The 22,380-nt window shown below is 56.7% G+C and carries 17 protein-coding genes; 13 read left to right on the top strand and 4 right to left on the bottom strand.

Annotated features, from left to right (window positions below):
* Positions 1-13: 13 nt before the first annotated feature.
* Together ACQE3E_RS16715 and ACQE3E_RS16710 are read right to left on the bottom strand one after the other, a co-directional pair.
* Positions 14-1,891 (bottom strand): proton-conducting transporter membrane subunit, encoded by a 1,878-nt coding sequence (locus ACQE3E_RS16715; RefSeq protein WP_313729674.1) that lies wholly within the window; start codon positions 1,889-1,891, stop codon positions 14-16.
* Positions 1,888-4,494, bottom strand: a complete 2,607-nt coding sequence (locus tag ACQE3E_RS16710; RefSeq protein WP_071160943.1) for a YbcC family protein — start codon at positions 4,492-4,494, stop codon at positions 1,888-1,890. Before ACQE3E_RS16710 ends, ACQE3E_RS16715 begins: the two co-directional genes overlap by 4 nt.
* Positions 4,495-5,110: 616 nt before the next feature.
* On the opposite strand from ACQE3E_RS16710, the gene ACQE3E_RS16705 reads away from it, so the two are divergent.
* From ACQE3E_RS16705 to ACQE3E_RS16670, 8 genes are all read left to right on the top strand, one after another.
* Positions 5,111-6,757: a SulP family inorganic anion transporter gene (locus ACQE3E_RS16705; protein ID WP_071160941.1), complete on the top strand. Its 1,647-nt coding sequence runs from the start codon at positions 5,111-5,113 to the stop codon at positions 6,755-6,757.
* A gap of 156 nt (positions 6,758-6,913) precedes the next feature.
* Positions 6,914-7,633, top strand: coding sequence for a DUF2490 domain-containing protein (locus tag ACQE3E_RS16700; RefSeq protein WP_313729676.1), 720 nt, complete (start codon positions 6,914-6,916; stop codon positions 7,631-7,633).
* A 253-nt stretch (positions 7,634-7,886) separates the two neighbouring features.
* Positions 7,887-9,254: a hypothetical protein gene (locus ACQE3E_RS16695; RefSeq protein ID WP_071160939.1), complete on the top strand. Its 1,368-nt coding sequence runs from the start codon at positions 7,887-7,889 to the stop codon at positions 9,252-9,254.
* 114 nt (positions 9,255-9,368) lie between these two features.
* Positions 9,369-10,091 (top strand): hypothetical protein, encoded by a 723-nt coding sequence (locus tag ACQE3E_RS16690; RefSeq protein ID WP_313729677.1) that lies wholly within the window; start codon positions 9,369-9,371, stop codon positions 10,089-10,091.
* A 3-nt stretch (positions 10,092-10,094) separates the two neighbouring features.
* Positions 10,095-11,393: a cobyrinate a,c-diamide synthase gene (locus tag ACQE3E_RS16685; protein WP_313729678.1), complete on the top strand. Its 1,299-nt coding sequence runs from the start codon at positions 10,095-10,097 to the stop codon at positions 11,391-11,393.
* An 83-nt stretch (positions 11,394-11,476) separates the two neighbouring features.
* Entirely contained in the window at positions 11,477-12,529 is a 1,053-nt protein-coding gene (recA, locus tag ACQE3E_RS16680) for a recombinase RecA (protein WP_064030604.1), read from the top strand.
* A gap of 190 nt (positions 12,530-12,719) precedes the next feature.
* Positions 12,720-13,202: a GIY-YIG nuclease family protein gene (locus tag ACQE3E_RS16675; protein WP_313729679.1), complete on the top strand. Its 483-nt coding sequence runs from the start codon at positions 12,720-12,722 to the stop codon at positions 13,200-13,202.
* Positions 13,203-14,031: 829 nt separating this feature from the next.
* Positions 14,032-15,201, top strand: a complete 1,170-nt coding sequence (locus ACQE3E_RS16670) for an SUMF1/EgtB/PvdO family nonheme iron enzyme (protein WP_313729680.1) — start codon at positions 14,032-14,034, stop codon at positions 15,199-15,201.
* Between the two features lie 73 nt (positions 15,202-15,274).
* On the opposite strand, the gene ACQE3E_RS16665 is transcribed toward ACQE3E_RS16670, so the two are convergent.
* A complete protein-coding gene (locus ACQE3E_RS16665; RefSeq protein ID WP_313729681.1) occupies positions 15,275-15,763 on the bottom strand; it encodes a hypothetical protein in 489 nt (162 codons plus the stop codon).
* Between the two features lie 135 nt (positions 15,764-15,898).
* Between ACQE3E_RS16665 and ACQE3E_RS16660 the strand changes: the two genes are divergently transcribed.
* The 5 genes from ACQE3E_RS16660 to ACQE3E_RS16640 all read left to right on the top strand — a co-directional run bounded on the left by ACQE3E_RS16660 (position 15,899) and on the right by ACQE3E_RS16640 (position 21,155).
* Entirely contained in the window at positions 15,899-16,387 is a 489-nt protein-coding gene (locus ACQE3E_RS16660; protein WP_313729682.1) for a regulatory protein RecX, read from the top strand.
* Positions 16,388-16,572: 185 nt separating this feature from the next.
* Positions 16,573-16,791: an addiction module protein gene (locus ACQE3E_RS16655; RefSeq protein WP_064025789.1), complete on the top strand. Its 219-nt coding sequence runs from the start codon at positions 16,573-16,575 to the stop codon at positions 16,789-16,791.
* Positions 16,788-17,108: a hypothetical protein gene (locus ACQE3E_RS16650; RefSeq protein WP_064025791.1), complete on the top strand. Its 321-nt coding sequence runs from the start codon at positions 16,788-16,790 to the stop codon at positions 17,106-17,108. Before ACQE3E_RS16655 ends, ACQE3E_RS16650 begins: the two co-directional genes overlap by 4 nt.
* 149 nt (positions 17,109-17,257) lie before the next feature.
* A complete protein-coding gene (gene alaS, locus ACQE3E_RS16645; protein ID WP_313729683.1) occupies positions 17,258-19,867 on the top strand; it encodes an alanine--tRNA ligase in 2,610 nt (869 codons plus the stop codon).
* 67 nt (positions 19,868-19,934) lie between these two features.
* On the top strand, positions 19,935-21,155 hold the full coding sequence (locus tag ACQE3E_RS16640) for an aspartate kinase (RefSeq protein WP_071160935.1): 1,221 nt from the start codon (positions 19,935-19,937) through the stop codon (positions 21,153-21,155).
* 90 nt (positions 21,156-21,245) lie between these two features.
* On the opposite strand, the gene tgt is transcribed toward ACQE3E_RS16640, so the two are convergent.
* Positions 21,246-22,355: a tRNA guanosine(34) transglycosylase Tgt gene (gene tgt, locus ACQE3E_RS16635; protein WP_064025795.1), complete on the bottom strand. Its 1,110-nt coding sequence runs from the start codon at positions 22,353-22,355 to the stop codon at positions 21,246-21,248.
* Positions 22,356-22,380 lie beyond the last annotated feature (25 nt).

Genomic DNA, 22,380 nt, shown 5'->3' with positions numbered 1-22,380 from the left:
CCACACTGTCGGATCAAGTTTCCAACGGTCTAACCTCGGCGGGCCGGCCCATGCATAATCTGACGAAAACGCGGGCGGCGGCGATGCCGTTGACGACGAAGGCGATCGTGATCGGTAACGCGAACCAGGGATGTTGATTGGTGGCGTGCGCGAGTAACAGGTCTTCGCCCAAAAAGGCCGGCGTGATTGGAAAACCGACCAAGCCCAAAAAGCTCAAAAACAGCAGCAAGGACCAGCCGGGTTGGGTTTCGGCCAACGCCCGATACCGGAACGGCATCGCCGCGAAATCTTCGTCGCGCAGCAGGCGTTTCAGGACGAAAATGCCGAGCAGCCAGGACGGTACAATGCCGCTGGCAAACAGCAGGACATCGGGGGCGGCCTCCGGCGTCATCATCCACACCGCCGCGCCGGCCAGTAGGCAGCTTAGCGCAATTGCGTGCCAAACCCGCAGCGGATTGCGGTTTTGACTGAATGCGCCCAGTGTCGCCAATACCATGGCCAGTGAGACCGGCATGGACAAATACGCCGGATCGACGGATTGTTGCAGTTTCGACACCGGAATCAGCGCCAGTACCGAAAATAGCACCAAGTATTTAATCGCCGGCCGCACGGCGTTCGCTCGACTGCCGATGGCCTTCAACGGGTCCCACAAACTCATTCTCACCAGCCGCTCCAGATTGCCTTCCTGCAACGCGAACACGTACAAGGTGTTTTGCAGCACACCCGGCAGGGTGTCGCGAATCGAGTAGGGCAAACGGTCGCGCATCGCGCTGGGTTTGATGACGAAGTCGGTATCCACCGATCCCTCGACCCTTAACAGGTGAGCGACGATGGACGGCGAGACCAGCAATTGGTAGCAGCGCAAGAAGGCGTTACCGAGAAAATGCATCAAAACCAGAGGTTCCAAACCGAATGCCAGTTCGACGAACATGAAGCCAACCTGGGTAATCGATGCATAGGCGATCTGACCCTTGATGTTGGATTGGGTTTTCTCCGACAAGCTGGCGACGACGATGGTCAGCAAGCCGATCGCCAACACGACCAGACGACTCAAATAATGGTAGCTCCAGATCGGCATCGTCCGCAGTAGCAAAAACACGCCCAAATGGATGGACAAGGCACCGTAAAATATCGCGCTGGATGGGGTCGGACCTTCCATCGCCCGCGGCAACCAAAAACAAAACGGAAACTGCGCCGATTTGCCGGAAGCGGCGATCACAATCAACCACGACAAAAACAGCAACGAGGCATAGCCGGCCGGCGGCATGGCCGCGTGATCGAACAAGTTGGCCAGCTCGCTGAAGTGTTGGCTCTCGTGAAACAGCAAATGGCTCATCCAGGCGCCCAGCAACAGACCGACGTCGCAAAACCGGTAGATGGTGTAGGCGCGCAACGCATTACGGACCGGTTGCGGCCGATGTCGATAAAAGGCGATCAGCAGAAACGAACAAACGCCGACAATTTCCCAGCCGGCGAACAACATATCGATCGAGCCCGACAAAATCACCAGATTTAAACCGAAGCTAAAGCCGAAGATGGTCAGGAAAAAGCGCTTATAGCCGGATTCGCGGTGCAGGTAGACCCGGCAATAGCGGACGATGATCGCGAATATCGCCCAGGCGCAGAACAGATAGGTCGCACCGACCACGTCCAAATAGAACAGTATCGGGAAGTGGTAGTCGCCGCGAGCGTACAGATCGAACCAAATGAATTCGTGGTTCGGGAAGCCGTAAGCGGACCATGTCGCCAACAGGGTCAAAACGCACGAGCCCATCAGACGCGCGGTCCAAAGGCTGATTCTGGCGATGCGGTGTTCGTTCGGCGCCGATGCCAGAATCAGCAAAAAGCCGAGCATCGGTAAAAACAGGCTGGCGAGTATCAAGCCATTCATGCGGGTCTCCCAAGCAATTGATGGACCGGTATCGTTTCGGTTTTACCGACGATAATCCGTTCGGAATGCGGCGCGGCGGGCGGCTGTAACGACGCCGGTAGGCGTACGGCTTCCCAGCCCCGCGCCGAGTAATAAAACAGTTCGTGGCTGAGCGGATCTTGGCAGGCAAAGCGTATCCACTCGTTGTCCAGCCATTCCTTCAGATCGCCGATTAAGGCCAGGGCTTGATCGACGATGTCCCGGCGCTGCTCGATCACCATCAGCAGTCGGGCCGGTTCGTGAACTTCGATCATTTGCTGCGGCAGTCCGGTACGCAAGTCGCCCTCGACGCCATTGGCGACGCCCAGCAGGCCGATCACGTTGTGCGGTAGTTTGGTGCCGGCGCCATAGACCGAATTGTCGACGCGGGAAAATAGGTATTCGAGGTTGATGCCGCCGCACACCGGAATGATGGCGCCAAGGATTTTGGCCAGGATTTCCCCTTGCGGGTCACTGTCCGGCACGTAGGAATGCAAAAATGAACGGCGATCCAAAAATAATTGGCGGCTCAGTTCTCGGCGGCCGACCACGCAGTAAAGATTGTTGGAATGGTTGTATTCCGGACGCGGCTCGAAAATCGACGAGGCGCGCGCTACCACGTGGCGGTGGGCCTCCTTATTGGAATGCGATTGCGGTCCCAATTCGAACCAACGGCAGCGTTCGCGGGCGTTTCTGAGCAAGGCATGTTGCATCGCATGCTTGAACGTATGCAGTTTGCTTAGATCGCGGTGCCGGTAGGCGTTCGGATCGAAGTAGCTGATTTCGTCCCGGCTGGTGTTGTGCAGTGCGGCGACGAAATAGGTGTCGTCCGGAATCGAGATGCCCCGTTCGCGCAGAATGTCGCGTACCGACGAATGGTTGGCCATCCAGGCAAAGGCGCGGGCATTCGGCGCGCCCGGCTTGCCGGAGCAGGCGCCGCAATCGTAGGCGGCGAAGTGCGGGTTGTTGACGCTGCTGGAGCCGTGAGCCACGATGACTACCAATGGCGCGAACCCCTGGGTCAGGCCAATGTTACGCAGTAAACCGCCGACTCGGTCGGCCATCTCCGCAAACGAGAAACCCAGCAAATAACCTTCCTCGGTCGGCTCGTCGTTTTCTCGCAATAGGTGCAGATGCGAGTGGGCTTCGACTTCGCTGAGTTGTTGGACCTTGGGAACGCCGGCGCCGGGACGAAACACGTTCCAGGCCAAACGAATCGCGTATCCCAAGCCGATGGTTTGGGTAAATAGCCAGCCCCGAAACATCGAATGCGCCGAGAAATGCATGCCGGCCAGATTTTTGGTTTTGGTTTTGGTTTTTTTCCGGTGTTGATGGGGGGCTTCCTCGCGTATCAAATGCTTGGGGGTGATGACGGCCGGGCATTGGGCGACCGGGTAAACGTCGTCCAAACCCTGATATAAGAAGTCGATGCCGAAAAAACCGGCGGCGCCGAAAGTTTCGATGCTTGGATCGATTTCTTCCAGATGCCGACGCAGCGAGCATTCTCGGTCGTCGATGCAAAACAGGGCCTGGGCGGTCGGGCTGACTTTGGTCGTATTTGGAGTTGCTCGCGTTACCGGCTGGTTGACCAATGCGGCCAGCAACTCGCTGTGCATGGACCATTCCATCGCTTCGTGCCAGACCCGTAAACGCAACGGGATCGCCAAATCGGCAAGCTGGTGTTCGAAGCGCGGTAAGGTGTCCAACTGGGGTAGCTTGGCGATGTTGCTAAACTGCTTGCCGCGTTTTTTGGTCAGAAATGCCAGCTCGCAGGCCATTTCGAAAGCGATCAACTGCTTCAACGAAATCGTCCGTTTAGCCAGCAAGGCTTGCGGATTGAGCTCGATCAACCTGACCATGCCGGCCCAACCGGGGTGAGAGAGCAGCAACTCCAACAGATATTGTTCGTACCAGGACTCCGCGCCGACCATGCGTTCGAGGCAATGAGCGATGACGCCGTCAGGCCCTTGATTTAACAATTCGCGCACTTCGGCGATATGAAAAGGATAGAGCGGCAGCAAACTGTTTTGCGTCAAGCGCAGCACGCAATCCCAGAAGCTTTCGCCGTCCTTGGCCAAGGTCCAGCGGCTGATACCTTGGTCGAGAAAATTGCCCAGCAGGCGGAATACCACCGGATGGGCCAACGCGTTCAAATCGACTTCCAGAGCCGTCATCCAATGCGCGCGTATGCCGTGGTTAGCGAGCGAAATCGGCGGATAGTGACTGTGCTTGTCGTCTTCGAACAGGCGTTCGCGTAGCGCGGCGCGTTCGGCCTCCGGGCAATCGCAGTGCGCCAAGGCCCAGTCGATCGCATCGTCGCGAATACGGCCTTGCCGGTAGCGGCTTTGATAATCGGCTAACGGCAAATAGCTGCGGGCGCCAAAGATGCGAGCGGCAATCGCCACGCCTTCATGGAAGGGCTTGTCCTGCACCGCGTGCAGCGTATTGTGGTGGATAAAATCTTTTAGCGGGCCTTGTGTAGGCAGCCAATGGGCTATGTGTTCGATCGCCGCATCCAGATCGAAGCCTCCGGTACTGCCGAGAAGCTGATCGTTTAGCGGTGTAGTGGGTTTGGAAACCGTCATGGGTACATCAACCTCGTATCAAAAGAAAAGAGCCGGCAAACCTGAGTTCCGTGGGTTGCCCGATGCGCGGGTGGGCGACCACGAGTAAGCGGTCCGGTTTACCTCGGGGCATGCCGGACTTTAATTTAGTAATGCACAAGTCATGCCTGTTCGTAAATCATTGAATCGTAATATCTAATTCTAGAATATCGATAGGCTTCGGTGCAAATCGCCGGGGTAGCTGGTTGATTTCAACCGGACGCCGGCCTCAGTTCGGCGGCTTGAATAGACCGCTAGCCAGGCAGCGTTTGTTCGGTTTGGTGCGGCGCGCGCACCGTCTTGTCCCGAATGATAGGGAGCGTTTTCGTAACGCCGTGCAGCGAGCTCTGTTGGCGTGGATTTGAGGGGCGTGGACCGGGCGATTCGCCGGCAATCAGCAAGAGTTTGCACCGCGAGTGGTGCAAATCGCGCGCGTGGTGGATTTCAACCAAGGTGCGTGGTTTTAATAAACCAGCCTGGTCGAATGCCAAGCGATTGGACGCGAACCAAAGCCGTGCAAACCTAGTATTTGCGGGAGGTTGAGGTGCTTGGCATATTTCTGGCTTAACAAAGGTTTTCCATTAAGCTGAGATTTACCATGTCGCAAGCATCCACTGTAGCTTTACCTAAAACAGGTATACCGGGGTTGGTCGAAAACTGGCGTAGCGATTTGCTGTCCGGTTTTTTGGTGTTTTTGATTGCGCTGCCGCTATGTTTAGGGATAGCGATGGCGTCCGGGTTTCCGCCGATGGCCGGCATTATTTCCGCGATTATCGGCGGCGTGGTGGTCTCGCGGATCAACGGCTCCTATATGACGATCAATGGCCCGGCCGCCGGTTTGATTGTCGTCATCGTCGACGCAGTGCAATCGCTCGGACAAGGCGATGCGATGGCCGGATACCGCTACACCTTGGCGGCCATTGTCGTTGCCAGCGTGTTGCAGGTGTTGCTCGGTGTATTCAAGGCCGGCAAGCTGAGTGCGTTTTTTCCGTCCTCGGTGGTGCATGGCATGCTGGCCGCGATCGGTATCATCATCATGGCCAAGCAGATTCATACCTTGTTGGGGGTTAAGCCCGAAGCCAAGACCTTATTGGGGACCATAGCGGAAATCCCGCATTCGATCGTCGAAATGAACCCGGAAGTTTCGTTGATTGGTTTGTGCGGATTAGCTTTATTAATCCTGTGGTCTGTCATCAAACAGCCGACTTTGAAAATGATTCCGGCGCCGCTGTTGGTGGTGATGTTGGGTTTGGCCCTGGGCCAGTTTTTCGATTTGGATCATATCCATCAATACCTGTTCTTGCCCGATGCGGAAATTTTGCCGCACCACGAATTTACCGTGGGTCCGGCCTTTTTGGTGGCGGTACCGGAAAACTTCATGTCCGGGTTTTATTTTCCGGATTTTTCGAAAATCGCCGACCACGAATTTTGGATTTCGGTCGTCACGATCTGGCTGGTTGGTAGTTTGGAGAGTTTGTTGAGCGCCTCGGCGGTCGATAAACTCGATCCTTACAAACGCAACTCCAATTTGAACCGCGATTTGGCGGCGGTTGGGGTCGGCAATTTGGTGTCGGGTATGATAGGCGGCTTGCCGATGATCGCCGAAATTGTCCGTAGCTCCGCCAACATTAACAACGGCGCTAAAACCGGCTGGGCCAACTTTTTCCACGGCTTGTTCTTGCTGATTTTCGTCGCCTTGTTTCCGCGCTTGATACACGAAATTCCGTTGACCTCGTTGGCGGCCTTATTGGTATTTACCGGATTTCGTTTAGCCTCTCCGAAGGAATTCGCCAAAACCCTGACCGTGGGCTTGGACAACTTCGCGGTCTTCGTGATCACGATTATCGGCGTGATTGCCACCGACTTGTTGGTCGGCGTGGCAATCGGCATCGTTGTCGAGTTATTGATCCACGTCAGCCGCGGCTTGAAACCCGGCAATATCTTCTCGATGGCTTACCACGTCAATCAAACCAACGCCGATACCTACCATATCGCGGTCAGCGGCGCGGCGGTGTTTTCGAACTTCATCAGCCTGAAGAGTTTGCTTGCGGATTTTCCGGAAAAACAAAACGTGTTCTTTGATTTGACGGACGTCGATTTGATCGATCATACCGTGATGGAGTTCATCCATCACTACACCGAGGAATACAATCATGCGGGCGGCCGTTGCCAGATCCTCGGATTGGACGATCACCATTCCTACTCGGATCACCACTTGGCCGCGCGCCGAAAATTGAGTGTCTGAGCGGTCTTAACCGGTGGCCGGTCGGCGTGCGGGCCGGCCGCCGACACCACCTCGAATAATCACCTTTTCCGCCTAAGGCGCAGTCATGCAGCCCAGGCCGGAGGCATGCCCGCGAGACGGGTATTGAAACTTTAGTTTTGTCGTCGGAGGACCGAAATGACATCGAATCGATTGATATTGGCAACGCTTACGTTAACCGCGTTTTTCGTCGCCGGACCGGGTATCTCCAGCGCGCAAGCCGGCGAGTTGGCCGAGGATACCGGGGCCTGGTTGCAAATGGTTGGCGAAGGCAGTCTGAAAGCCGTCAACCCGGATTTGGAAAAGGCCAGAGTTTGGGTGGAAGGTCAGACGCGTTTCGACGGTAACTGGGAGCACTGGTACCAAGGCATGGTGCGCGGCGCGCTGGGCTACTCGTTGAGCGATCGCGCCACGATTTGGCTGGGCTACACCTGGCTGCCGACCCAAAACCAAAACAAGCCGTACATCGCCCAACAGGATTTCTGGCCGGCATTCCGTTACGTGCTGCCGACCGACATCGGTACTTTTACCTTCAGGACCATGTGGGAAAGCAACTTCCTGCGCGGCAACCAAGTCCGCGAACGCCCCCGGCAAATGATCAAATTCGTGCATCCGTTCGAGTTCGAGCCGCGTTTTAGTCTGGTGGCTTGGGACGAAGCGTTTTATCGGGTCAACACCACCGATTGGGGCGGCAAATCCGGTTTCGATCAGAACCGGGTATTCGCCGGGTTTGGCTGGAATTTCAACAGTCATGTCCGTACCGAAATCGGCTATATGAATCAATATCTGGAAGATGCCAAGCACGTGAATATGACGATGCATCATTTAGGGATGGCTTCCGTATTTATTAATTTTTAATGGTTTTAATGTCGTTTATTAAAAGATAAACGGGGTTGCCTGTTTATACCAGCTTTAGTTCCGTCACTGTTTCAGCGAATTGTCGATAATAATTTTATAAAATTGGAAAGGCGTTGATTTTTGTCGGCGCTTGGGGTTTTATTTGCTTTTCGTATTTATAACTTGCTGTTTTTTAACGTAAATTAACGTATTTTTAATATTGGATTAATCTTGGCTTGGCTATAATTTAAACTCTATTTTAATGGAGTTACTTATGGAAAAACATATTATAACGAGACGATTGATTCGGCGTTTCTTTTGGTTGTTTTGTTCGGTTTTGTACTGGGGTTTCGTCGGTCAGGCGCAAGCCCTGCCGAGTTTTGCCAGGCAAACTGGCATGGCCTGCGCGATGTGTCATACGCAAGCTTTCGGTCCGAATTTGACGCCTTACGGCCGGCAATTCAAATTAAATGGTTACGTGTGGGGTAACAACGATTCGGCCATCAGCCGTTTCGGCGGCATGGCCGTCGGTTCGCTGACCAATACCAAGCGCAACGATAGCGATATACCCGCCGACCCGGTATTGGCGCGGCGCGACTTTAACAGCAACAACAACCTGGCGTTAGATCAGGCCTCGTTGTTTTACGGCGGAAAGGTTTACGGCAACATGGGCGCTTTCGTGCAGTTTACCTACGATGGCGTGGCCAGTCGTTTCGCGTTGGACAACACCGATATTCGGATTGCCGACGAAGCGGATTGGCTGGGGCGCAATTTTGTCTACGGCGTGTCGTTCAATAACAGTCCGACCGTTCAGGATTTGTGGAACACCACGCCGGCTTGGGGATTCCCGTATTCCGGATCGCCGTTGGCGCGTACGCCCGGCGCCGAACCGGCGTTGGCCGCGCTGGGCGGCCAGATCGGCGGGGCCACCTTGTACAGCATGATCGACGATACGGTTTTCCTCGAAGCCGGTGCCTATACCAGTTTTGCCAAGTACGCCCAAAAAGGTATGGGGCAGTGGGACGACGGCGCGGTCAAAGTGGATGGCGGAGCGCCGTATTGGCGGATCGGTTTGCAAAAAGATTGGCAAGGCCACTATATATCGTTGGGGCATTTCGGCTTCAGGGCCAACGTTCAGCCCGACCCCACGTTGACTGTCAGCGACCGCTACACCGATTTGGGCGTGGATTTTAATTACCAATACTTGGCCAACCCCAAGCATATCTATGAATTCAAAGCCAGCTACATCCGCGAATCTCAAGATCTACTGGCCAGCGCGGCCGCGGCATCCGCGGCACAGCGCAACCAGCAATTAGGCTTTTTGGGCTTGAACGGCGCTTACACCTTCGAGCAAACCTACGGCTTGACGGTTGGATACAACCATATCCACGGTAATCAGGACGCGGTGTTGTACGAAGCATCGCCGAACAGGCGGCCGAATTCGGACTACTTTACCTTCGAGTTGAATTACATCCCGTTCGGTAAAACGGCGGGTGTTGCCGAGTCCTACTTGAATCTGCGTTTCGCGGCCCAATATGTGGCTTACACGCGTTTCGACGGCGGCGACAAGAATTACGACGGCTCGGGACGTAACGCCAGCGACAACAACACCTTGTATTTCAATACCTGGTTAAGTTTTTAAAGTCGTCCTTAAAGACCTCGATAAACCTCGTGGCTCCCGCTTGACCGGCACTTTGCGTGCCGGTCTTTTTTTGCCAAGTTAAACTATCCATCCAATCAATCTCCGAGGGATCGCATGGGCAAGCAATACACCCGTTTCAAGGATATTTCCGTCAGCGAACGTATCCTCAACACCGTGTTTTTATTGACGATAGGCCTGGGTTATTTGATGGCCTTGGTCAACATGTATTACACCCACCAGGGCCGCGACGGCAAGCGCGGCTTGTCGATCGACGACATCGTCATCATGTACCACGGTTCCAACAGCCAAACCCGCCTGGGCGCGGCGATCAACGGCATCATGGAACCTAACCTGAAATACAAGAGCGACAAGGAAGTTATTCAAAAATGGTTACAGGACGGCGCGGAAAAGGACGGCTACGACGAAAAAATCGCGCCGATTCTGAACCGCGATTGCGTACATTGCCACAATCCGGCCGCCAATCCGTCGCTGCCGGATTTGACTACCTTTACGGGCGTCGCCGAAGTCGCCCACACCGGCGGCGCGTCGATTCCCGCCTTGGTCAGGGTATCGCACATCCATTTGTTCGGCATCGCCTTCATCCTGTTTTTCATCGGCAAAATCTTTTTATTGTGCGACATGAATATTTACGTCAAACGGATCGCGGTGGTGATTCCGTTCGTCGCGATGCTGCTGGACGTAGGCTCCTGGTTCGTCACCAAACATGTCCGCGAGTTCGCCTACGTCGTCGTGCTGAGCGGCGCGCTGATGGGCTTGTCGATGGGCGTGCAAATCCTGCTCAGCGTGTATCAGATGTGGTTTTATCGTCGGGATTGAACGTTGACTCATGCAAATAGCCAGCCGGCGCGATCCTGTCCGGCCATCCTAATCAGCGCGCCGGCGTCCGGCCAGGGTAAAACCACGGTGACGGCCGCGCTGGCCTATTACCATAGGCGGCTTGGTCGCGAGGTGCGGGTATTCAAAACCGGGCCGGACTTCATCGATCCGCAGATTTTGGCCTTTGCATCCGGACACCCAGCCTATCAGCTCGATCTGTGGATGATGGGCGAGGCCCACTGCCGCGAGTTGCTGTATCGCGCGGCCGGCGAAGCCGATTTGATCCTGATCGAAGGGGTGATGGGTTTGTACGACGGCGACAGCAGCAGCGCCGATCTGGCCCAAACGCTTGCTGTGCCGGTCGCGGCGGTGATCGATGCTCACGGCATGGCGCAAACCTTTGCGGCGGTCGCTTACGGCTTGGCCCACTACCGGCCGGGCTTGGCCTTCGCCGGCGTCATCGCCAACAAGGTCGGCAGCGCCGGCCACGCCAATCTGCTGGCCGAAGCCCTTCCGGACGACATGCCGTTGTTGGCGGCTATGCGCGGCGACGCTTCGGTCGGTTTGCCAGAGCGTCACTTGGGCTTGCACCAAGCCGGCGAAATTGCCGACCTCGATCAGCGCTTGGCCCGCGCCGCCGACCTGCTCAGCGATTGCCGCTTGCCCGATCCGGTGGGGTTCGCCGAGGTCACGAGCGAGCCGCCGCCGCGCCTGTTGGCCGGCCGGACCATTGCGGTCGCCAGGGATGCCGCGTTCTCGTTTCTCTATCCAGCCAACCTGGACTGCCTGCAAGCCTTGGGCGCAACCTTGACCTTCTTCTCGCCGTTGGCAGACAGCGACTTGCCGGCGGCCGACGCCGTTTACCTGCCCGGCGGTTATCCCGAATTGCACTTGGCCGAACTAGCCGGCAACCAGGCAATGAAACAGGCCTTGCGCCAGCATCACCAAGCCGGCAAGCCGATCTACGCCGAATGCGGCGGCTTTTTGTATTTGCTGGACAGCCTGGCCGACCGCGACGGACAGGCCGCCGAGATGGTCGGCCTGTTGCCCGGCCAGGCCCGGATGCAGACCCAACTCGCTAATCTGGGCATGCACAGTCTGGAACTGGAGCACGGCGAAATACGCGGCCACAGCTTTCATTTCTCGACCTTGCAAACCTCGCTGGCGCCGCACACCCAATCCACTACCCGCCGCCATCACGGTCAAGCCGAAGCGTTTTACCGGGTCGGCCGCTTGCAAGCCTCCTATCTACATCTGTATTTTCCGTTCAATCCATGCCAGGCGGCCGCGTTGTTCGCCTGAGCCGGCCGCGAGAAAAGCTGTTTCAAGGCCCTGGCCTATGGGATAATCGCCGGCTTTCAGTAGCCAAACCAAGGCAGGCAACAATGGACGAGAACAAGAAAAAGGCGCTGGGCGCGGCGCTGATCCAAATCGAAAAACAATTCGGCAAGGGCTCGGTGATGCGGATGGGCGACGTCGCCGCGACCCGCGACATCGAAGTCGTCTCGACCGGCTCGCTGTCGGTCGATATCGCGCTGGGCTGCGGCGGTTTGCCGCGCGGCCGGATCATCGAAATCTACGGTCCGGAATCGTCCGGTAAAACCACGTTGACCTTGCAAACCATCGCGCAAGTGCAAAAACTGGGCGGTACCGCCGCCTTCGTCGATGCCGAACATGCGCTGGACCCGGTTTATGCCCAGAAAATCGGCGTCAACATCGACGATCTGCTGGTCTCTCAGCCTGACACCGGCGAGCAGGCCTTGGAAATCACCGACATGCTGGTCCGTTCCGGCGCGGTCGACATCGTGGTCATCGACTCGGTGGCGGCGTTAACCCCGAAAGCCGAAATCGAAGGCGACATGGGCGACTCGCATATGGGCCTGCAAGCGCGCTTGATGTCGCAAGCCTTGCGCAAACTCACCGCCAACATCAAACGCTCCAACACGCTGGTGATCTTCATCAACCAGCTGCGGATGAAAATCGGCGTGATGTTCGGCAACCCGGAAACCACTACCGGCGGCAACGCGCTGAAATTCTACGCTTCGGTGCGGATGGACATTCGCCGCATCGGCGCCATCAAGAAAGGCGACGAAGTGATCGGCAACGAAACCCGCGTCAAGATCGTCAAAAACAAAGTCGCGCCGCCGTTCAAGCAAGCCGACTTCGAAATTCTGTACGGCGAAGGCGTGTCCTTCTTCGGCGAATTGGTGGATTTGGGCGTCGAATTCGGCTTCGTCCAAAAATCCGGCTCTTGGTACAGCTACAACAACGACAAAATCGGCCAAGGCAAGGACAACGCCAAGCAATTCCTGCGCGAACACCCGGAGGCCGCCGCCGAATTGGAAAAAGCCATCCGCGAAAAAGCCTTCGTCAGCCGGGTGACCAACGCCCCAGCGCCGGCCGACGACGAAGACGCCGAGTTCAACGACGCCGACTAACTCCGTCGGCTGAGCGGAGCCGAAGCCGAGCGGAATCGAAGCCGAGCGGAGTCGGGTTGGCTGTCTGCGGCGATCGCTTCGGCTCCGCTCAGCGAACGCGACTCTGCACGGCGAACGGCGCTTCCGGCTTAACGCAGTTCGCCGCTCAACTCGGCGAACCTAGCCGAATCTTTTTTGGGGGGGCGACTCAATGCCTTACCTGTATATTTTGCAATGCTCGGACGGCAGCTATTACACCGGCAGTACCTGGGATTTGGAGCGCCGCTTGTGGGAACACCAAAACGGCTTGGGCGCCAAGCACACCGCAAAGCGATTGCCGGTCCAATTGGTTTATTGCGAGATGTGCGAGCGGATTGAAGACGCTTATATCCGGGAAAAACAGATTCAAGGCTGGAGCCGCAACAAGAAGCAGGCGCTGATGGCGGGCGACAGTAACTTATTGCACCGATTGGCCGAGTGCCGGAATGCGAGCCATAGCCAAAACGCTGGCTTCGACTCCGCTCAGCCAACGGTCCCTGACTCCGCTCAGCCAACGACTCCCGAGCAACCTGAAAAGCCCGGCGCCGCTCAGCCAACGAGTTCCGGGCAACCTGAAACATCCCACTTCGCTCAGCCGACGGGTTCCGAAGAACCTGAAATACAGGGTGCCGTCTCGCCAAACGGTTCCAAGTGACGTAAAACGCCGGGTTCCGTTAAATCAAGAAATTCTAAGCAATCTGAAATTTTCGGCTCCGTTGAGCCAATAAGGCTAGAGCGACCTGAAATATCGAGGTCTGTTAAGCTGATGAGCTCCAAACGATCTGCAATATTGGACTTCGTTTAACCAATGGGGCTCAAACGACCGGCAATATTGGGCAGCGTTCAGCCAAATGAGGTCCGAGCGACCTGAAAGATTGAGTTCCGTTGAGCCGATGAGCTCCAAACGATCTGCAAGTTTGCTTTCCACTCAGCCGGCGAGGTCTGAGCGACCTGAAAAGCTGGATTCCGCACTGCTAACGGGCGGAGAACGTTGCGGAGTGTCGGAAGACCGAAACTGAATCGGTGAGTAGTCGGAGAAGCGCGGATAGCAGCCGGCGGCGAAAATGCGACGTGCTCGATTGGCTAGCGGAAGCGTGCCGACTTGAGCGCCCTTGCGTAACGCGGTACAGATTGATTATGGTTGACCCTGGTTGATTCTAGTTTGTCCTGGTTGGTTTTGGTTGGTTTTGGTTGGTTTTGGTTGGTTTTGGTTGGGGGCGTTCCCCGGTTAGAGCGCCGTTCCCTGAGCGGAGTCGAAGGGAACAGGCCACCCCCACGACAGCACCAATGCCGCAAGCCAGGCGAACTTCCATCCCACACCCAACGCATCGCCCGGTCTTGCGGTCGCTCCGGTTTTCCGAGATATTAGCCACGCGCGGGCTTGGCAGACTGGACGAAAATCCGCGCCGATTTTTACTACTTTACTAATGCGACTTCACCTGTGATTTGGATGTTTCGGGTTGGTATTCGCAATACTTTAGGATTTGACAGAAAATTTAATCAGAAACATTAAGGACGACGTGGCCGACATTTTTTTAAGCTATCAGAAGAACGATTTGGCAAGAATCAAGCCGTTGGCGGCCGCATTGAGCGCGCGCGGCTGGTCGGTGTTTTATGACCGCACCACACCTCCGGGCAAAACCTGGCGGCAGAAGATAGAAACCGAATTGAGTATCTGCTCTTGCATGGTGGTGGCATGGTCTAAGTCTTCGATCGATTCGCACTGGGTGCTGGAGGAGGCCGACGAGGGGCGCGAGCGGGGAATATTGGTGCCGTGCTTGCTGGACGACGTGAAGCCACCTTTTGGTTTTCGCAGCATTCAAGCCGCCAACTTGCTCGATTGGCACGGCGATAACGAGTCAGCCGGGCTGAAGCTGTTATGCGAGGTCATTCAGGATTTGCTGCCGACGGTGGCGCTCGAACCCCTGCCATCGGTTCTCCCTGGGACGGCACATAGCCCCGATTGGGTCATCGAACCCGAAATGATCGCAATCCCCGCCGGCTCGTTTGCTATGGGCGGCGATCAATACGACAACGAAAAACCGATTCACACCGTCACCTTCGCCAAACCTTTCAAGCTGGGTAAATACCCGGTGACCTTCGCCGAATACGACGTTTTTGTCGAACAAACCGCGCGTGTCAAGCCCGAAGACGAAGGCTGGGGTCGTGGGCGGCGACCGGCGATCAATGTTACTTGGCAAGACGCCGTCGATTATGCCGTCTGGCTGCGCGAAACGACCGGCAAAGCCTACCGGCTGCCCAGCGAAGCGGAATGGGAATATGCCTGCCGCGCCGGGGCCCAAAGCGAGTTTTTCTGGGGCGACGACGCGGGCCTGGCTAAACACTATGCCTGGTTCGACCAAAATGCCGCAGGCACAACCCAGGAGGTTGGGCTAAAGCTCGCCAATCTATTCGGTCTGTACGATATGGCCGGCAATGTCTGGGAATGGCTGCAAGATGGTTGGTACGAAGACTATCAAGGCGCGCCGAACGACGGCTCGGCCCGGATAGGGGGCTACGGCGGCCGGCGAGTGATCCGGAGCGGTTCCTGTGGCAATAGCTCGGCCGCTCTCCGCTCGGCTCACCGCCTCTGGAGCAGTCCGGAATACCGTTTCAATTTCCTCGGCTTCCGTCTTGCCCAGGACTTACCCTAAGCCCTTGGTGCTTTTACCCTTTTCGGCTTTGGTTTTCTGCTTGTCGAGCGGCCGGCAGGCCGCTCGCGATTTTTTAGCGGTCGGCCGGGTTGTCGAAGGCCGCCGCCGTCAGGTCTTCCACTTGGGCAATCGCCGCCAGCGCTTTCGCGTAAATCAGCAAATCCAGTTGCAGCGCTTTTAATTCGTCGCGGAACTCCCGGCAATGCTGGGGTTGTTCGAAGGCGCCGGCCAAGGCCAGTTTGTGCCATTTCGCGGTAAACGGCCGGACGACCTGGTTTAAGACCACGATCGCCACCTTGCTGAATTGTTCGCAGTTGCGGCCCTGGCGGCGCAGAATCTCGCGGGTGATGCCGAACAGGCTATGCACGCTGTTCAGCGCCGCTTGCTCGTCGCCGTCGCGGTCCGGCAAGGGCTGGGTGACGATGCGGGTCAGCAGTTCCACGTACAGTTCCCAGGCCGCGTCCCGGTCGGCGGTTTGCGCCTGCCATTCCGATTCGAAAAAGCCGGCCGTCAGCTTGATCTTGGTCAAGCCCCATTGTTCGAACCAATCTTTCAGCTTCATCAGCCGCCTCCCGGAGTTTGCTAGCGCGATTATAGCCGCTGCCCGGTCGCCGCGCCCGCGCGCATCGGGCCGGTATGCCGGTTTAAGGGGGCGGCTATCTGTGTGATAATGTCCGCATTTTGCGGCCCGCGCCGAATGACGGACGAATCGATAGCCAACCCGCTGGAACGCCGCCAACGCATCGAAGCCATCTGCGTGCGCTTGCTGGCGCGCCGCGAGCACAGCCGCCGCGAGTTGCTGGACAAACTGGCCATGCGCGGCTTCGCGCGCGACGAGGTGGCGGCGGTGATCGACGATTTGAGCCGTCAAAACTGGCAAAACGACGCGCGCTACGCCGAATGCTACATCCGCGAGCGGATCGCCAAGGGCTACGGACCGCTGCGGATTGCTTACGAATTGCAGCAGCGCGGCATCGCCGACGCCGATCTGGATGCGCAAGCCGAGGAACAAGGCGGTTGGCTGAATCTGGCCTTGGATGTTTATGCGGGCAAATACGGCGATGAAACCTCGCTGCCGCCCAACGAATGGGCCAAACGCAGCCGGTTCTTGCAACAGCGCGGCTTTAGCGGCGAGACGATTAAGCGGGTGTTTGTGGTGTTGAAGATTAAAATGCGGAGTTCTTGACTCCGAATAGTGAAGCGATACCTTTCGCACTTCAAATTTCTGCGCATCCGCTCCCTCGCCATCCGGGAGAGGGACGGGGTGAGGGCATCAAAAAACCGAAATTTGAAGAGCGATGGTAATAGCTCGGATAACGGAAGTTGGTAACTAAGTACGACCGTATGTTGTTGCATTAAAGGATAGAGAATATGAAAGTGACGCTACCATTAAATGAAATGTCGGTCGCCGAGAAAATTGCCGCGATGGAAGCTTTATGGAATGACTTATCCATTCAGGCCGCTGAATATTCATCTCCTGATTGGCATGGTGAAATATTGATGGAGAGAACGCGTTTGGCGAAAGCCGGCTTGGTGGGGTTTACCGATTGGGACGAGGCAAAAAAGGAAATTCAAGATAGGATTCGATGAAAATTCGCATCTTTGACAATGCCAAGTTTGATTTGTTGGACGGTTTCGAGTTTTACGAACGACAGCAAAAGGGTGTCGGTCAGTACTTTTTAGACTCGCTGTCTGCTGATATCGACTCTTTGGCGCTATATGCCGGCGTGCATCCCAAAAAGTTTGGCGATTTTTATTGGCTGTTGGCCAAGCGCTTCCCCTATGCAATTTACTATACCTTCGATAGCGAGTTTGTTTCGGTTTTTGCGGTATTGGATTGTCGCCGCAATCCGACCAATATTCAAACCCGATTGGACAATGAGCGACATGGGCGGCAGAGTCAATGATCGCGTAGCCGTTGAATTTGTAACGTTGAATCATATTAGCGAGCCTTAGATTAGTCCTAGGGTAAACCTCGAAAGGCTAAATGCGAGAATCAAACTCGACCAACGAACGAATATTTTTGAAGAATATAAACATTAACGACCTAACCACCATGAAAAACATGACCAGCGCTGAAATCCGCGCCGCCTTTTTGGAATTCTTTCGCCAATGCGGCCATGCCGTGCGTCCATCCAGCAGCTTGGTGCCGGGCAACGATCCGACCTTGCTGTTCACCAATGCCGGCATGGTTCAGTTTAAGGACGTGTTTCTGGGGAGGGAGAAAGTCGACTTTAGCCGCGCCGCGACCAGCCAGCGTTGCGTGCGGGCCGGCGGCAAGCATAACGATCTGGAGAACGTCGGCTATACCGCCCGCCACCATACCTTCTTCGAGATGCTGGGCAATTTCAGCTTCGGCGATTATTTCAAGCGCGATGCGATCCATTTTGCCTGGGACTTTTTGACCCAGGAAATGGGCATACCGCCGACTAAGTTGTGGGTGACGGTGTTCGACGAGGACTCGGAAGCCGAAGCGATCTGGCTGGAAGAGGTCAAAATCGATCCGACCCGCTTCTCGCGCATCGGCGCCAAGGACAATTTCTGGTCGATGGGCGATGTCGGCCCGTGCGGCCCGTGCACCGAGATTTTCTACGACCACGGCGAGCACGTGGCCGGCGGCCCGCCGGGCAGTCCGGACGAAGACGGCGACCGCTACATCGAAATTTGGAACCTGGTGTTCATGCAATACGAGCGCGACAAGGACGGCAACCTGACGCCGCTGCCGGCGCCGTCGGTCGATACCGGCATGGGTTTGGAGAGGATCGCGGCGGTGATGCAGGGCGTGCATAGCAATTACGAGATCGACATTTTCCAAAATCTGGTCAAAACCGCCGCCGCATTGGCCGGTACGACCGATCTTACCAACAGCTCGTTGCGGGTGATCGCCGACCACATTCGCTCGTGCGCATTTTTGGTGGCCGACGGCGTGTTGCCGTCCAACGAAGGTCGGGGTTACGTGTTGCGCCGCATCGTCCGTCGGGCGATCCGCCACGGTTATCGCCTGGGCATCCAGGACACCTTCTTCTACAAACTGGTCGCTCCGCTGGCCGACGAAATGGGCGCAGCCTATCCGGAATTGGTCAAGGCGCAAGATCAGGTCGAGCGGGTGTTGAAGAAGGAAGAAGAGCGCTTCGCCGAAACACTGGGCCAGGGCATGCGCATCCTGGAAAACTGCGTCGCCAAGCTGGATGGTCATGTGATTCCCGGCGACGTGGTGTTCTTGCTGTACGACACTTACGGTTTCCCGGTGGATTTGACCGCCGATTTTGCCCGTGAGCACAACTTGAGCGTGGACCATGCCGGTTTCGAAATCGAAATGAGCGCCCAGCGCGACCGGGCTCGGGCCGGCGGCCAGTTCGCGGCCGATTACGACCAGGACATTCGCCACGACAGCGTCACCGAATTTACCGGCTACTCGCATCTGGACGGTTCTGTGCAAGTCATCGGCTTGTTCAAAAAAGGCCAGCCGGTCGAAAGCCTGGAAGCCGGTGACGAAGGCGTCGTGATACTGGACCAAACCCCGTTCTATGCCGAGTCCGGCGGTCAGGTCGGCGACAGCGGTGTGATCGAATGCACCGGCGGCACCTTCGAAGTCAGCGACACCCAAAAGCAGGGCGGCCAGTTGTTCCTGCATAAGGGCAAAGTGGTCAAAGGTGTGATTGCCGAAGGCATGGCTTGCGAAGTCAGTGTCAACGCCGACATCCGAAAATCCACGGAACGTAACCACTCCGCGACTCACTTGCTGCACGCGGCCTTGCGCGCGGTGTTGGGAGAACACGTCGCCCAGAAAGGTTCGCAGGTCAATGCCGAACGGCTGCGTTTCGACTTCTCGCATTTCGAGCCGATGAGCGCCGCACAAATCGCCAGCGTCGAGCGCATCGTCAACGAACAAATCCGCGGCAACAACGCCGTCTGCGCGCAAATCATGGCGAAAGACGAGGCGGTCAAGGCTGGCGCGATGGCATTGTTCGGCGAAAAATACGGAGACGAAGTGCGGGTGTTGACGATGGGCGATTTCTCGACCGAGCTGTGCGGCGGTACTCACGTGCAACGTACCGGCGACATCGGTCTGTTCAAAATCGTTGGAGAAACCGGCGTTGCCGCTGGCGTCCGCCGTCTGGAAGCAGTGACCGGCCAAGGCGCGTTGGAATGGATCGCCCATCGCGAGCAAGCCTTGCTCAGCATCGCCGGCCTGCTGAAAGCCGCGCCGGATAAAGCCGCAGACAAAGTCCATCAGTTGCTGGAAAAAACTCGCGGCCTGGAAAAAGAGCTGGAAAAACTCAAATCCAAACTGGCCAGCTCGGCCGGCGACGAGATGACCAGCCAGGCCGTCGACGTCAATGGTGTCAAGGTTTTGGCCGTCAAACTCGACGACGTCGATCCGAAAGCTTTGCGCGATTTGGCCGATCAGTTGAAAAACAAGCTGGGCAGCGCCGCGCTGGTATTGGCTGCCGTCAGCGGCGATAAAGTCAGCCTGATCGCGAGTGTTTCCAAGGATGCGATGGACAAGGTCAAGGCCGGCGATTTGGTCAATTTCGTCGCGACCCAAGTCGGCGGCAAAGGCGGCGGCCGGCCGGATATGGCCCAAGCTGGGGGTAACGATCCATCTAATTTGGGCGCGGCGTTGGCGGCGGTGCCGGATTGGGTCAAAACCAAACTCGGATAAATCAAGCGGCGGACTTTAGGGTTCGCCAAGAAATTCGATTTCAAAAAGCCAATAAGGTTAAGAAAACATGGCATTGTACGTCTATAAGTTTGGCGGCACTTCCGTTGGTACGGTGGAACGTATCAAGGCGGTGGCCGAGAAAGTTAAAGCAGCCCACGACAAGGGCGATCAGATTGTCGTCGTGGTTTCGGCGATGAGCGGCGAAACCAACCGTTTGGTCGCGCTCGCCAAGGAAGTGCAGGTGCAACCGACCGACCGCGAGTTGGATGTGTTGTTGTCCACCGGCGAGCAAGTGACGATCGCGTTGTTGGCGATGGCCTTGCACCACGTGGGTGTCGAGGCTAAGTCCTATACCGGTCCGCAGGTGCGGATTCTGACCGACAGCGCTCACACCAAAGCACGGATTCGCGAGATCGACGAAGCCAATATCCGCGCGGATCTGGACGCCGGCCGGGTCGTCGTCGTCGCCGGATTCCAGGGCGTGGACGAGGACGGCAATATCACCACGCTGGGCCGCGGCGGCTCCGATACCACCGGCGTGGCACTAGCGGCGGCATTGAAAGCCGACGAATGCCATATCTATACCGACGTCGACGGCGTGTACACCACCGATCCGCGCGTGGTGCCGAAGGCCCGCCGGCTGGACCGGATCACGTTCGAGGAAATGCTGGAAATGGCCAGCCTGGGTTCGAAAGTCCTGCAAATCCGTTCGGTCGAATTCGCCGGTAAATACAACGTCAAACTGCGTGTGTTGTCTTCGTTCATGGAAGGCAACGGCACGCTTATCACCTACGAGGAATCAGAAATGGAAAAAGCGTTAATCTCAGGTATTGCCTTCAATCGCGACGAGGCGAAACTGACGTTGACCGGCGTACCCGATCTGCCGGGCGTGGCGTCGAAAATCCTGGGACCGATCGCCGCCGAAAACATCGAAGTGGACATGATCGTGCAAAATATTTCCGCGCACGGCACCACCGACTTTACCTTTACCGTCAACCGTAACGATTTTGCCCGCGCTCAAAAAGTCCTGGAGGGCTTACGCGTTGAACTGGGCGGCAATACCGCCGTCATCGGCGATAACACCATCGTCAAAGTCTCCATCGTCGGCGTCGGCATGCGCTCGCACGCCGGTATCGCCAGCACCATGTTCAAGGTACTGGCCGACGAAGGCATTAACATTCAGATGATTTCGACCTCGGAGATCAAGATTTCGGTAGTCGTCGACGAGAAATATCTGGAACTGGCGGTGCGTGCACTGCACACCGCGTTCGGGCTGGATCAAGAATAAGATAAGGTTGGTCCGGGCCGTTTCGGTCCGTGCTCTGACAGAGCAAACACCGAGAGTAGGGGCGGCAAACGCCGCCCCTACACACCGCAATCAATGCGGCATGGTTACGCCGCGCAACTCGTAAAACGCCCTGACGAATTCGTCGAATCTTCCTGCTTCTATTGCATCACGGATGCCCTGCATCAATTCCAGGTAGTAATGTAGATTGTGGATGGTGTTCAGGCGCGCGCCGAGCATTTCCTTGCATTTGTCCAGATGCTTTAGGTACGAGCGCGAGTAATTGCGGCAGGTGTAGCAGTTGCAATTCTCGTCCAGCGGCCGGGTGTCGAACTGGTATTGCTGATTGCGGATTTTAATGACGCCGTAGCGGGTAAACAGATGGCCGTTGCGGGCGTTGCGGGTCGGCATCACGCAGTCGAACATGTCCACGCCGCGCCGCACTGCTTCCACCAAATCCTCCGGTGTGCCGACGCCCATCAAGTAGCGCGGCGTATCTTGCGGCATATTCGGCATGATCGCGTCCAGCGTCGCCAGCATTTCGTGCTTGGGTTCGCCGACCGATAGGCCGCCGATCGCGTAACCGTCGAAGCCGATGTTGGTCAACCCGTTGATCGATTCGCGGCGCAGTTCGGGAAACATGCCGCCTTGCACGATGCCGAATAAGGCCGAATCGTTGCCTTCGTGGGCGCGCTTGCTGCGTTCCGCCCAGCGCAGGGACAGACGCATCGAATCGGCGGCTTGCTGGTAGGTGGCCGGGTAGGGCGTGCACTCGTCGAAAATCATCACGATGTCCGACCCCAGGTCCCGTTGCACCTGCATCGACTCCTCCGGTCCCATGAAAATCTTGCTGCCGTTAACCGGCGATTTAAACGTCACGCCTTGCTCGCTGATCTTGCGTAGCGCGCCCAGGCTGAACACCTGAAAACCGCCGGAATCGGTCAGAATCGGCTTTTGCCAGCGCATGAAGTCGTGCAGATCGCCGTGCGCCTTCATCACCTCCATGCCGGGTCTCAGTAACAGGTGAAAAGTGTTGCCGAGGATGATTTGCGCGCCTAGCGCTTCCAAATCCTCGGGGGTCAGCGCTTTCACGGTGCCGTAGGTGCCGACCGGCATGAAGATCGGCGTTTCGACCACGCCGCGCGCGAAGGTCAATTGGCCGCGGCGGGCTTGGCCGTCGTGGGTTTTGAGTTTGAATTCCATGAACCGCAAATCAGATGAAAAAGGC

Origin of the sequence: Methylomonas sp. MED-D (assembly GCF_050276835.1) — a bacterium.
In the GTDB taxonomy this organism is placed as follows: Bacteria; Pseudomonadota; Gammaproteobacteria; order Methylococcales; family Methylomonadaceae; genus Methylomonas; species Methylomonas koyamae_A.
This window is presented reverse-complemented; position numbering and strand designations above follow the sequence as displayed.